At 38.4% G+C, this 13,631-nt stretch carries 12 protein-coding genes; 6 read left to right on the forward strand and 6 right to left on the reverse strand.

Going from position 1 to position 13,631, the window contains the following annotated elements; all coding sequences use genetic code 11:
- The first annotated feature begins 2 nt into the window (after positions 1–2).
- From A6E03_RS07910 to A6E03_RS07920, 3 genes are all read left to right on the forward strand, one after another.
- A complete protein-coding gene (locus tag A6E03_RS07910; RefSeq protein ID WP_065591094.1) occupies positions 3–383 on the forward strand; it encodes a VOC family protein in 381 nt (126 codons plus the stop codon).
- A 204-nt stretch (positions 384–587) separates the two neighbouring features.
- Positions 588–1,157 carry a glutaredoxin gene (locus tag A6E03_RS07915; protein WP_065591095.1) on the forward strand — a complete coding sequence of 190 codons (570 nt, stop codon included), beginning with the start codon at positions 588–590 and terminating at the stop codon, positions 1,155–1,157.
- Positions 1,158–1,159: 2 nt separating this feature from the next.
- Positions 1,160–1,846 carry a TVP38/TMEM64 family protein gene (locus tag A6E03_RS07920; protein ID WP_065591096.1) on the forward strand — a complete coding sequence of 229 codons (687 nt, stop codon included), beginning with the start codon at positions 1,160–1,162 and terminating at the stop codon, positions 1,844–1,846.
- 75 nt (positions 1,847–1,921) lie between these two features.
- On the opposite strand, the gene A6E03_RS07925 is transcribed toward A6E03_RS07920, so the two are convergent.
- Positions 1,922–2,683, reverse strand: a complete 762-nt coding sequence (locus A6E03_RS07925; RefSeq protein ID WP_065600573.1) for a transporter substrate-binding domain-containing protein — start codon at positions 2,681–2,683, stop codon at positions 1,922–1,924.
- A gap of 287 nt (positions 2,684–2,970) precedes the next feature.
- On the opposite strand from A6E03_RS07925, the gene A6E03_RS07930 reads away from it, so the two are divergent.
- Both A6E03_RS07930 and yeiP read left to right on the forward strand, forming a co-directional pair.
- Positions 2,971–3,861, forward strand: a complete 891-nt coding sequence (locus tag A6E03_RS07930; RefSeq protein WP_065591097.1) for a sulfite exporter TauE/SafE family protein — start codon at positions 2,971–2,973, stop codon at positions 3,859–3,861.
- 99 nt (positions 3,862–3,960) lie between these two features.
- A complete protein-coding gene (yeiP, locus tag A6E03_RS07935; RefSeq protein WP_065591098.1) occupies positions 3,961–4,527 on the forward strand; it encodes an elongation factor P-like protein YeiP in 567 nt (188 codons plus the stop codon).
- A gap of 68 nt (positions 4,528–4,595) precedes the next feature.
- Here yeiP and A6E03_RS07940 read toward each other — a convergent pair whose 3' ends face one another.
- The 5 genes from A6E03_RS07940 to A6E03_RS07960 form a co-directional block, all read right to left on the reverse strand.
- Positions 4,596–5,771 carry a threonine/serine exporter family protein gene (locus tag A6E03_RS07940; RefSeq protein WP_065600574.1) on the reverse strand — a complete coding sequence of 392 codons (1,176 nt, stop codon included), beginning with the start codon at positions 5,769–5,771 and terminating at the stop codon, positions 4,596–4,598.
- A gap of 86 nt (positions 5,772–5,857) precedes the next feature.
- Positions 5,858–7,279, reverse strand: a complete 1,422-nt coding sequence (gene rsmF, locus A6E03_RS07945) for a 16S rRNA (cytosine(1407)-C(5))-methyltransferase RsmF (protein WP_065600575.1) — start codon at positions 7,277–7,279, stop codon at positions 5,858–5,860.
- A 163-nt stretch (positions 7,280–7,442) separates the two neighbouring features.
- Positions 7,443–10,079 (reverse strand): MlaD family protein, encoded by a 2,637-nt coding sequence (locus tag A6E03_RS07950; protein ID WP_065591101.1) that lies wholly within the window; start codon positions 10,077–10,079, stop codon positions 7,443–7,445.
- Positions 10,057–11,283 carry a paraquat-inducible protein A gene (locus A6E03_RS07955; protein ID WP_065600576.1) on the reverse strand — a complete coding sequence of 409 codons (1,227 nt, stop codon included), beginning with the start codon at positions 11,281–11,283 and terminating at the stop codon, positions 10,057–10,059. Before A6E03_RS07955 ends, A6E03_RS07950 begins: the two co-directional genes overlap by 23 nt.
- A gap of 17 nt (positions 11,284–11,300) precedes the next feature.
- A complete protein-coding gene (locus A6E03_RS07960; protein ID WP_065600577.1) occupies positions 11,301–13,094 on the reverse strand; it encodes an ABC transporter ATP-binding protein in 1,794 nt (597 codons plus the stop codon).
- A gap of 83 nt (positions 13,095–13,177) precedes the next feature.
- Here A6E03_RS07960 and A6E03_RS07965 point away from each other — a divergent pair, with 83 nt between their 5' ends.
- Positions 13,178–13,630: a GAF domain-containing protein gene (locus tag A6E03_RS07965; RefSeq protein WP_065591104.1), complete on the forward strand. Its 453-nt coding sequence runs from the start codon at positions 13,178–13,180 to the stop codon at positions 13,628–13,630.
- The last annotated feature ends 1 nt before the right edge of the window (position 13,631 follow it).

Genomic DNA, 13,631 nt, shown 5'->3' on the forward strand with positions numbered 1-13,631 from the left:
TCATGGAAATTAGTCATTTAGATCATCTTGTACTCACAGTAAAAAGCATTAATAACACAGTAGATTTTTATACTCGAGTACTTGGAATGAAGCACATAAGCTTTGGTGAGGGACGAGTCGCTTTGTTGTTTGGTGATCAGAAGATCAATCTACATGAACAAGGCAATGAGTTTGAGCCAAAAGCTCTGAATGTAAAAGCCGGAAGTGCTGATCTTTGCTTTATTGTGAACACGAGCATTACAGAAGTAAAAAAACACATAGAAGAGCAAGGTCTTACGATTATTGATGGGCCAGTCCAGCGAACAGGAGCCTTGGGTAAGATCGTATCTATCTATTTTAGAGATCCGGATGGTAACTTGATAGAACTCTCAAATTATCTATAGTTTTAAGACTAAGCAGATTAATCACAATTAAATAGATGGTTATCTCACCATTTATCGCCTATACCGTATTCATAGCATAAAAATAGCGACTATCATTAAGTTAACTAATTATGTCTTTTTGTTTTTAATGGTTGACTTAAGTTTGATATAAGCTAAATTAAACTAAACAGTTCAGTTTAATTTGTATCGGTAAGGGATAAAATTATGAAGCCAATTAAAATTACGTTATATCGTTGGGCAGGTAGTTGGGGACCATTTAAGGTTAATATCCCTTGTGGTGAATGCACTTTAACCAAAGATATTCTTCAAGATACGTTTAATACTGAACTTGCTGGGATCCCAATCGAATTAGAAGTGAAAGACTGGTTATCTCACTGGTGGGAACCATTAAAGCTTAAGGCATGGCATGCTCCGATTATTATTGTTGAAGATAAAGTGATCAGCGAAGGTGAAGCATTAAATCGCGGTGTTTTAGTTCAGGCGGTTATTGCACAAGTCGCCAAGCAAGATGATATTAAAGGCAATGTTGTGTTTGGTAAGGCAACGTGCCCGTTTTGTATTAAAGCAAAAGCGACTTTAGATGAGGCTGGTATAGAGTATATTTATCATGATGTCGTAAAAGACAGTGCCGCTTTATACCGAATGATCCCTGAAGTTAAAGCTATTATTGGCGAGAAAACACCAGTAACCGTGCCTCAGATCTGGTTAGAAGGCAAATATGTTGGCGGTTTTGATGACCTGGAAAAAACAATGAATGCTAAAGTAGGGAGCTAGTTATGAATAAAAAATTAATACTATTAATTGTTCTTCTTGCTTCATTTGCGGTTGTTTATTTCAATTTTGGACACTTGCTTACATTAGAGCAAATTAAAGAGTTTCATCAATCGCTTCAAAGCGACATCCAAGAAAATCTGTTCTTTTACAGTGCTGCTTACTTTTTTTCCTATGTTGTTATTACAGCATTGTCCATTCCCGGAGCTGCAGTCGTTACGTTACTCGGCGCCGCTCTGTTCGGTTTTTGGTGGAGCCTATTACTTGTTTCTTTTGCAAGTAGTATTGGGGCAACCATCGCCTTTTTAAGCAGTCGTTATTTATTAAGAGAGTGGGTTGATAGTAAGTTTAAAGATAAATTAGTCCCAATTAATCAAGGGGTAGAAAAAGATGGGGCATTTTATTTATTAACGCTTCGTTTAATTCCTATTTTTCCTTTCTTTATTATTAATTTATTGATGGGATTAACTAAGATAAGTGCAGGACGATTTTATTTATTTAGTCAATTAGGTATGTTACCAGGGACCATGGTTTACCTTAATGCAGGTACACAGTTGTCTGAGATTACTTCCTTGTCTGGGCTTATTTCTCCTGAGATCTTAGGATCTTTAGCTTTACTTGGATTATTCCCAATTGTGATTAAGTTTATTATCCACTTTATTCAAAAAAGACGATCTCAAACGGGATCGTAATATAAAAAAGAACGTACTGATATTTCTCAATACGTTCTTTTTATTTATCCTAAGCAAGATTGATTTTAGAACACGTTAGCGAAGTGAGTTTTGCTTCATTAATGTGTCATCAATTCCTTTCAGCTTCATCTCATCCATAATGAAATTCATTGTATTTAATAGTTCTTGCTCGCCTTTCGGAATAAGGTAACCAAATTGACTCTTAGTAAATGGATTATCACATCGAACGGCTTCTAATCGTTTATCTGTTGCTTGATAGTAAAGGGCTTCAGGGGTTTCTGTTACCATCACATCTACTTTTCCTTCAGCGACGGCTTGAGGTACATCAAGGTTATTTTCATAACGTGTAAAAATGGCTTTTTCCAAATTATTATTGGCAAAAATTTCATTTGTTCCACCTACATTAATGCCAACTCGAATTTTTTCTCCGTTTACTTTATCGAGGGTATTAAATTTCTCTGCTGTCCCTTTAGCAACAAGAAAGCATTTACCAAATGTCATATACCCTTGAGTTTGTTCTGCATTTAATTGACGTTGCATTTTACGAGTGATCCCACCCATTGCAATATCATATTTGTCGGCGTTTAGATCTGGAATTAAATTTTTCCAAGACGTTTTCACAAGCTCTAGTTTTACGCCAAGTTGATTGGCAACGTGTTTCGCTACATCGATATCGTAACCTGAATAGTTTTTACCATCAAAAGAAGAGAAAGGTTTGTAATCGCCAGTGGTACCGACACGAAGTACTCCTGATTCTTGAATATCACTGAGGCGATCAGCCTGGGCTGAACAGGAAGCGGCAAGCAAAAGAGATAAGCACAATAATTTTGATTTCATAAGATATTTTTATTTATAAGGTTAGCTAACAAATCTATCACTTTTTCACAAAGTAACGCACTAAACTATTCTATAAATAACGATAAAAAAACATAGTTAAGCATTTTTCATTCGCTTGAATTACTAAATATATAGGTATAAAGAATGTGTTTATCTTTAAGTGTTAATAATGTGGATTGATTGTTACTTATGGTTTTATTAACCCCTTTGTTCATAAGGGACTTCACTGGTTTTTCAAATAAAACTGGACTATGATTTGTGCCCTTATTTATTGCAGTGTGCGTATCATGACCGTTCTTTTACTCTTACAGATTAGTCTACTTATTGGTGGTGTGATTTTTCTTTATATGCTTATTAAGCTATGGATGAGAAAAAAAGAATCAGAGAAGAATACGAATGTGGTAGCGATTGGTCTGATTGGTGGTTTTGCTAATTTCTGTGACACGTTAGGTGTAGGAAGTTTTGCTATAAAAACAGCGGGCTATAAACAATTTAAACTTCTCGATGATAAAGATCTCCCAGGAACAATGAACGCTCAAGCAACAATGGCGACAGTATTTCAGGCCTTGATATTCTTAACTGCAATCAATGTGGATTTAACTACATTACTTAGCCTAATTGTTTCTGCATGTGCAGGTGCAACGATAGGGGCTCGACTGGTTTCAAATTTTGATCGCCAGCTTATTAGACTGATTATGACGGGCGCATTATTTGTGGTGGCATTCTTAATGTTTGCTGGGCAATTTCATCTGTTTCCATTAGGTGGCGATGCGCTTGGGTTATCTGGTGAGAAGCTGGTGATAGGCATTATTGGTAACTTTATTTTTGGTGCATTAATGACGGTTGGTATTGGTTTATATGCCCCTTGTATGACGATGATTTATTTATTAGGAATGAACCCATTGGCCGCATTTCCTATTATGATGTGCTCATGTGCGTTTCTTTGCTTTTTTTCTTCTGGTAATTTTATTCAAAAAGAAGCATTAAATTCAAGGGCTGCACTCGTTGTTGTCGTTACCGGATCCATCGGTGTTTTCATTGCTGCTTTCATCGTTAAATCATTAGATGTAGAGATGCTATCTTGGTTAGTGTCGTTTGTTGTGCTTTATACTGCGATAACTATGCTTAGATCTTGGCAGCAAGGAAGAAAAGAAGCTCTTATTGATTCGAATGCCTAATAATTAACCGATAAATGACGAGTTTAAAGCACATATTTATTGGAGATATAAAAAGTTCATGGTATTTTTCACCTACCAATTATTTATGGATTTTTTATCATGCCAAAGGCAAGCGACATTAAAAAAGGTTCAGCAATTGAACTGAACGGTAAAGTATTTTTCGTTAAAGAAATCAGCAAGCTAACACCAAGTGGTCGTGCTGGCGCAACGTTATTCCGTATGCGTATGTATGATGTAGCTACGGGTTCAAAAGCAGATGAGAGCTTTAAATCAGATGATATAATTACTTTAGCTGATTTTAGCCGTCGTAGTGCGACTTTCTCTTATGTTGATGGTAATGAGTATGTATTCATGGATGCAGAAGATTACACTCCATATAACTTCAACAAAGAAGCTATCGAAGAAGAATTACTTTTCATCTCTGAAGAGACGCAAGGTCTTCAAATTTTAATCGTTGATGGCGTGCCAGTTGCAATTGAATTACCTTCAGCTGTAGATTTAGTTATCGTTGATACTGCTCCTTCAATTAAAGGTGCTTCTGCAAGTGCTCGTACTAAACCTGCGACAATGACAACGGGTTTAACTGTACAAGTTCCAGAATACATCGCTAACGGTGAGAAAGTGAAAATCAACACGACTGAACACAAGTTCATGAGCCGTGCATAATCGCTTTTTGAAATAGAAAAAGGCCAACTATTATAGTTGGCCTTTTTTATGTGTTTTATTTACGGATATCAATCTTGATCTATTTTAGGGGAGTAGATTGAATAAGCTGTAATTTGACCTGCGACAATAGCAGAGAACATGAAAAGGGCGGATAGGCCAATACTTGGGATAGGAAGTATAGAAGCTTCAAATACATTTTGGCTTGCACTGACTAAAACTCGACTTCCCGGAACTAAAATTATAATCCCCTGCATGATAAAAATAATACCAGTCAGATTTAACTTTTTTGCTATCCATGTTCCATAGAGCGTGATCAAAACGGTGGTAACCCAAGTTCCAACAACCCATCCGCCATCAAAGCCAAGGTAGAAGGGCCCCCACATGCCTAATACGGCGACCGGTAAGCTGTAAACCATATCTATGGGTCTGGCTTTAAACATAACCCCAATGGAAAAAGAGATCAGAGGAAGTCCTACAATTTGTAACCAGAGTGGAAATTCGTTTTGATAATCGATGAACTCGGGTACGCCCCAAAGAGCCTCTCCAATATGTAACCCAATAATAATGCCAATAAAGAGTTTGATGAGTGTTAAGAAACATTGACCGAGTAAGCTGGTTCCAGAAACAAGATCATTAAATGCTAAACATTCAAGTGCATTGGCAATGGATAATCCGGGGACAAAAAGGACGATGGCAGCAATACAAAGTGCAAGAACGGGGATGGGGATGCCGAGACTGGCAATAAAAGTAACAATGAGAGTGACAATGACTGCGCTAAAGAATTCAACAGCAAGGCTACGACGCTTAGTACAAATAGCTTGGCAAGCCCAAACAATAAACCCCAAAAGAAAACTCACAAACAATGCTTCATAGGTTGAACCTACGAGCATTAAAAATGCGGGAGGGATGCACGTGTTTGCTAAAAGAACAATCCAAGTAGGGTAAGACACTCCTTCTGCAGGAGCTAATGGTACCGGGGTTAAGGGTTGTTGTAATTGAATTATCGTATTTGCCAACAGGCCTAAATCAATACTAGCCGGTTTGTGTCGCTTTAATATCACTGTGTTATTATCGTCAGGAAACTGATAATTAATGGCGGTTGGTGTTGCCTGTATCATGCAATTTACACCGTGTTTATTGGCGTAAAAAGTGGTGTAACGCTCTACTTTATAAGGAGCACACCCACAACGGTGCAATGTGTCCCCAATATCGACAATCCTATTTATTCTATACTGCGTAGGCATGTCCGTATTCCTAATTCTGTTGTATATAACCCACCGTACAGTTTATCTTGATTCCTTTAACTGTACGATGGCTATCGTTCGTTTAGTTAGAATAAGTTACCATCACGAACTAATTCTCTCGGTAATCCGTTTTTAATGCGATTTCCTACCCATTTGCCTAGACCAATAACGGCGCCACAATAAGTAACAATGGTTTCGCCTTTGCCTACGATTTCAGGGCGTACATCACGACCCATGTACCATTCGCGGGCTTGTTCAATGGTCAACTCACTCGCGGTAGGGTTGTCTGCATCAGCCAATGCCATGATTGCTTCGTGCTGCCAGCGATAACCTTTCTTATGAGTTTCCGCAAGCTTGAACCCAATACGGTGGTAACGCATTTCACCAATTAAAGGCTTCATACGTTTAGGAAAAGCCCATACTTCTTTATCTCTTATCCATAACTCGTTTGCTTCTGGGATTGAGAGTTGTAAGGTGGCTTTTAATTCTGCTTCGATGTCTGTTACTTCTTTGCTTGAAGCGGGAGCAAAGGGGAATTTACCTAAGCGTTTTTTAACTTCAGGTGCGACTGTTGCTGAATTTTTTCGGATTTTAGCAACAAAGAAGCCTTCACTATCAAAGATCTGTGGGTAGATGTGTAAGAAACCTTCTTTAGTTAATGCTTTCTCTGCATTTTCAAAGAGATCACCTAACGGTTCAAACGTGACCGCGTCACCAAACTGTTCTATTAAATGATGACAGATATTCTGATTTTCTTGATGATTCAACGTACAAGTAGAATAAACCATCACGCCACCCGGTTTAAGAGCATGAAAAGCACTTTCGATTAGGTCGCGTTGAGTATCTCCAATTTCAATGACTGATTCAGGGCTCCAGTTATGCATCGCATCAGGATCTTTACGAATAGTCCCTTCACCAGAACAAGGGGCATCTAGTAAAATAGAATCGAAGGTTTCAGGTAACCAACCGCCGAATACTCGACCATCAAAATGGGTAAGAGCAACATTGCTAACGCCACAGCGCTGCACATTAGAACACAGTATTTTTACTCGGCTTGATGAAAATTCATTGGCAACTAATGCGCCTTGGTTTTTCATGCCCGCAGCAAGTTGTGTGGTTTTAGAGCCTGGGGCAGAGGCCATGTCTAATGCCATTTCAATGTTATCATTATCTTTTAATAATGCCGTTACTGGCATCATAGAACTGGCTTCTTGAATATAGAATAGACCTGACATGTGTTCAGCAGTACTGCCTAATTTCACCGTGTCTGTTTCTGGTCTTGTGATCCAAAATCCAGTATCACACCAAGGAACGGGCTCTAGTTTCCATTGTTTTTCATCGGCGCGTTGTTTAAATTCTTCTACACTGTTTTTTAATGTATTTACACGAATGCTACGGCGCAAAGGGCGTTTACAAGCAGCAACAAAATCTTCCATTGAAAGGTGGGAAGGCATGGTTTCTTGCACTTGCGTTAAGAAGGCTTCAGGTAGAAAAATATTATCGTGCACGGATGGATCTCATAGGGTGATGTTATGGCAAGGAGTGTAAACGCAATTAACACTATTGTCTAAATGGAATCGGTAGTTATAGGACAAATTTAGGCCTTAAATAAAAAAAGGCAGCCAATGTGAAGTTTGGTTGCCTAAATTTAACTATTTTATGTGTGTATGGCTACTTGTTTGGATTCGGTATTGCTGCATTCCACAAAGGCCAATCTTCTTCTGCTGATTTATATAATAGATAAGATTTTTTTGCTTTTGCTTTAGGTTGCAGGGCTTCATCATCAGGGGTTGAGAAAGCAATACCACCACGTAAGATACTGTCGACTGTGCCAGCTTGTACTTTTGCGCCACTCAAGCCAATAGACATATTGACACCAGAGACATTCCAGAAAACTGTATTTTCACGAATAAGGTAGCCAAAATCAGGGTCAATGCCAATCGTGAAAATAACACGGTCAGATAAATCACCTAATTTAACATCAGTTACTTCACCGACTTCCATTTCTCTAAATAAAATAGGGGTGCCTACTTTTACAGACCCACGTGTAATTGACTCTAAAGTATAAGGAATATACTCATTACTTTGAGGTTGGTCTGTTAAGCTAAATTGAGTTCGAGCTTTACCATCCCCAGGTGTAACTTGAATATAGCTGCCAAGTAGCGTATCTAAATTTTCAGCACCAGAGAGACTAATGTTTGGTTTAACCACCCAAAAATGGCTTCCTGATACTGCAATTTGGTCTACGTATTCAGGGTAGATTCGAGCTTGTACGTAAACATTGCCTTGTTTAAAGTTTGGTGTAATTTTACTTATTTCACCAACGGACACGCCTTTATATTTAATCAAGGTTCCTTTTGATATGGAGTTACTGTCTTTCGCAGTGAAGGCAACTATTTTACCAAACTCTTGTGCTTCAGATAGGTTTGAGTATAACTTCCATTTTTTACCTAGTTTGTTTTCTACGCCTTGCATATTGTCAAAACCGATGCCACCTCGGATCATCGACATGAGTGGGGCGGCTTGAATATTGACTCCCGTTAAACTGGCTTCAACATTTACGCCTGAATAATTCCAAAATACGGTATCGTTTTGGATCAAGTGCGCGTATTGCTTTTCAATGTTTACTTTTATGTTGACGCCATCATTACCCAAACTGAAATCGGTGATTTTACCGACAACAAGGTTACGATATAAAATAGGGCTGTTCTTAGTAATAGGTGGTAGTTCAGGGCTAAATAGAGTCAGCTCTGTACTTTTTTCTGTTTTGAACTGAGCGAGCTCTGCAAGAGAGTTGTTCTTGAACAAAGTGTAGCTTTTTTGCTTATAACCTTTACCTTCACTGCTGAAGCTTATTGAACCCGAGATCAACGCTTGCGTTGGTGGAATATCAATATTTACACCAGAATCGGTTAGTTCTGCGGAAACGCTGCCAGATACAAAGAATTTGTTATTAGATTTAATTAGATGTTTGTACTTTTCAAAAATCATCACATCGAATTTAACTCGGTCATTCACTAATGCAACGTGAGTTACTGAACCGACTTTAATGCCTTTATATAAGATCGTAGTATCTGGTGTTAACCCAAAAGAGCGATCTGCATATAAGGAAAAGGTAAGGGCTCTTGCATCTTGTTTGATAAGCTCTGGTTTTCTTATTGCTGTAAATGCTCGTGATTTATCACCGTTACCTGGGATTAAAGTAAGGAAATTACCACGGACAAGATTTCCAATATTCTCTACACCTGAAAGGCCTAATTTAGCTTCTTCAAGCACAAAGCGAGAACCATCGTTAAGGTAGTCACTAAAAGAAGGTTCAATAGTGGCAGAAGCAATGATGTCTTTTTTATCATCAGACAGTTTTAAGCTGTTGATTTGACCAATTTCAAGGCCTCGATACATAATCGCAGAGCCATTAGGACTCACTTGATTGTTATCAGGTAATGTGATTTTTATAGGGATACCACGACCCGCCGTTTTAATGTTTGAATAAAGGCGGAACTCTTTGCCATTTTCTATTTCAGCACCATCGTCAGGGGAGTCAACAGCTATCGCACCCCCAATTAATGCAGATAAACTTTCAAACTGAACCTCAACACCACTAAAACCGATGTTAGCGCCAATGCCACTGGCGTTCCAAAAGCGGCTTTTTGACGTAATTAAATGCGCGTACTCTTCTTGGATAAGCGCTTTTATACGAACATTATCGGACTCTTGATCTAATTTGAAGTTATACACTTCACCTATTGGTATTTTCTTGTAATAGATTTTTGAACCAACAGAAATTGAACCTAAATCTTTAGATCTCAGCGTTACACTTAACCCCGTTGAATCTGGTTGAATTGCTGGGGAATTTGCTAGTGCGGTAAAGGTGGTTTTAGCCCCTCCAGAACCGGGTAAAATAGCAATGTAATTACCGGAAACAAGCGCATCTAACCCTGAAATACCAGTTAAAGACGCTTGAGGTTTAACAAGCCAAAATTGCGTATTCTCTTTAAGAAGACTTGATGCCTCTGGGTATATATCTGCATCGACATAAATATTAGAAAGATCTTCAGATAAGGTGATGTTTTTTACCATACCTACCTCAAGGCCTTGATAGCGAATAGTCGTACGACCAGCAATCAAACCTTGTGCATCCTCAAAATAGATCTGCACACGTTGACCCGCTTCCATAAAAGCGGAATAGACCAGCCAGCCACCAAGGCACAGCGCAAGGAGAGGTAGCATCCATAATGGAGATATCCCTCGTTCATTTTTTATGTTCACTTGTTCAATAGATGAATCAAGATTCTTTGTTTCGCTCATAATTATCCCAAATTAAACGAGAATCAAAACTTTCTGCGGCTAGCATGGTAAATACCACAACTAAGCCAAAGGCAACAGCACCAAGGCCGGGAGTGAAATCTAGAATTTGTCCACGATCGATTAATGTCATCATAATCGAGATTACAAACAAATCCATTACGGACCATTTACCTATCCATTTTACGGCCACATATATTGACATTCTTTGGCGATGAAAAACGGTTCGTTTAAACTGAACGCATAATAATAAATAGCCTAAGCCAAAAATTTTAGCGAGAGGTACAATGATACTTGCAACAAAGATAATAATGGCAATGCCATACATATCGGTTTTTATTAACCCTGCAACCCCTGAAAAAATTGTATCTTCTAATCGCTTACCGTTAGTTAACAGTATAGATATAGAGAGAATATTTGCAGGAATGATAAATATCGCAGCGGTAAGTAAATAGGTCCATGTTTTCTGTATGGATTTGGGTTTTCTTGAATGTATAGGGCGTTTACATCGAATGCAGTGACTGCCTTTTTGTTGTGTGAAGTGACAATGCCCGCAATGTATGGAGTTCTCGGGTTCAATAATTGGCGCTTCAATGTGCTGTTGGTGTTTTCTTTGCCACACACGCCAATAGCGTCTTGCGCTGACATGAGTTAATAATAGCGATGTAACAAACTGCAATAGAATTAATCCATACAAGCCTGAGCCAATAAAAATATCAGCATGGTCTTGTATTTTAAAGCAGGCGATAGCTAAGCTGACAAGAAAAACATCGAGCATCATCCAGTCTTTTAAATGCTGAATGGTTGAAATGCTGGCTCTAAAGAGGGGAAACCATTTTCGTCTTAGGGCTAAATGCGCAGTCACGACCGAACCACAAACAAGGAAAGGCACAATAGAGCTACAAAATAGGATTAATAACCCGAGCATAGGGAAACCTTCCCCCATCAGAGTGATGGTTCCGGAAGGCAGCGTAGCGGGGATCATGACACCAAATAATTGGATGGTAACCATTGGAAAAAAATGTGAAGGTACAAATAGCAATAACGCAGCAATAGCGATGGCTAAATCACTGTTTAATGAAATTCGGTTACCACGATACAGTTGTGTATTGCAGCGAGGGCAGTGTGCATTCTGCTTTCTTTCTACCTTCGCTACTTTAACGACAAGATCACAGCCGTGGCAGCGACGAAATTTAGCGTCTTCCACGGTGTATATCCAATTTATTAACTTTGAATTGATCCATATAAAGTTTGATACAGTCCTTGCTGTGTAACCAGTTCATGATGTGTGCCTGATTGGGACACTTTACCATCATCTAATACATAAATGGTATCGGCTTGTTTTACGGCGCTTAAGCGATGAGCAACAATCAATGTTGTTCTTCCAACTAAGAATTCACTTAATGCCTTATGTAACGCTGCTTCTGTTGCCGTATCCAATGCTGATGTTGCTTCATCTAAAATAACAAATTTAGGGTCAGTTAATACCATTCTTGCGATAGCGAGTCTCTGACGTTGGCCACCTGAAAGTTTAACGCCTTGACGGCCAATCTGTGTATCTAATCCATCTGTTAGTTGAATTACGACGTCTTGCAATTGAGCAACATCAAGAGCATGCCATAATAAATCATCAGAGTAGTCTGATCCTAACGTTAGATTATGCCTTAATGTATCGTTAAATAGTATAGGTTGTTGTAATACAACCGAGATTTGGTTTCTTATTTTTTCAAAACCAATGTCTTTTGTATTGTGACCATTAAATAGAATGTGCCCGTCGCTAGGTTGATATAATCCTAATAATAGTTGAATAAGTGTTGATTTACCGCCCCCACTGGCACCAACAAGAGCGACTTTCTCACCCGCGCGTATAGTTAAGGATAGATTATTTAATACTTGGCATTCGTCGTTATAGCTAAAATTTAAATTGTTAATCGTTATTTCGGTTGTGCTCTTACCGTGGAAAGGATTGGTGTTTGATTCAATTTTAGGCTCTTCATTAATATGCAATAGTGTATTAATGCGCTTGAGTGCTGCTGATGCACCATACCAAGAAAATTGAATACTAAGTAATTCCTGAATAGGAGAGAGCATGACCCATAAATAACTAAATATGGCAAACATTTCACCAATACTTAAATCACTAAGTAGGACCATTATCATCGCAGCAGCACGAAAAAGTTCAAAGCCTAATAAGAATAACAAAAAGGAGAGTCGACCAGCCGCTTCTGATTGCCATGCGAATTGATCAGCACTGTGCCTAATCTTATCTGCCTGATCCTTTAATTGCTCTAAAAAAGCTCGCTCACGATTTGACGCTCGTAATTGATAGATACCATCTAAAGTTTCAATCAAGCGAGTTTGAAAATGTTCGTATGACTGATTTTCTTTGCGTTTTAACTCTTTTACACGGCTTCCTAACTTACGCGAAAAATAAATAACAATAGGGTTAACCAAAAGAATAAATAAGCCAAGCTGCCAATTAATCCACAGTAAAACACCTGCCGTGCCTATTACCGTTAAAAAAGAAACAATAAAGCGACTTAATGTAGCGCCAAGGAACTTATCAATAGTATCTATGTCTGTAATAATATGAGAATTAATACCACCGCTACCGCGAGACTCGTATTCTTTCATACTAATACGACTTAGCTTATCCAATAATTGAAGGCGGATTTGATAAGTGATCGTTTTAGACACTAAGCTGAATTGCCTTCCTTGGTAAATATTAAGTATCTGACTCACTATTCGCATCAAGATAACTAAGACAAGGACAAGTAAAATGTAACCAATTGGGCCTTGCCAAGCAGTAGGGAGTAACTTGTTTAATAATTCAACACCAGTAGATGGTTTATTTAATAAAACTTCATCAACCATCAATGGCATAAATAATGGGATTGGAACACTGATAAGTGTAGCAATAATCGCAACAGCATTTGCGGCAACCAAACGTTTTTTGTAGGTTTTTGCTTGCCTTAATAGCCAATTCCAGTTAATTGTAGATGAAATGATACTGCTCATGGTGAGAATGGTTCCTATTACTGTTTAATCCGGCATTGTACTCAGTATAGAACGAGTCGCAAGTGAATAAAGGAAAATAACAAATGGAATTAAAACATTACCGACGTTTAACACAACAAGCGATAGGGCTTATTGAAGGTGAAAGAGATTTTATCGCTAATCTTGCGAACCTAAGTGCCTTATTGAATATGGAACTGGATGACATCAATTGGGTTGGATTCTACTTATTTAAAGATGATGAACTTGTTTTAGGACCATTCCAAGGAAAACCTGCTTGTATTCGCATTTCGATAGGTAAGGGTGTTTGTGGAACCGCGTTTGCTACAGAGACGGTTCAACGTATTGAAGATGTTCATCAATTTGATGGGCACATTGCGTGTGATGCTGAAAGTAATTCTGAAATTGTGATCCCATTTTATAAAAATGGCAAATTGGCAGGGGTATTGGATATTGATAGCCCAAAAATTGCACGATTTAGTGAAATTGATGAAAAAGGACTGATTGATTTCATGAAAGAAGCAGAAAAGAGACTTTAAT

The organism is Aliivibrio sp. 1S128 (assembly GCF_001691065.1).
Lineage (GTDB): Bacteria > Pseudomonadota > Gammaproteobacteria > Enterobacterales > Vibrionaceae > Aliivibrio.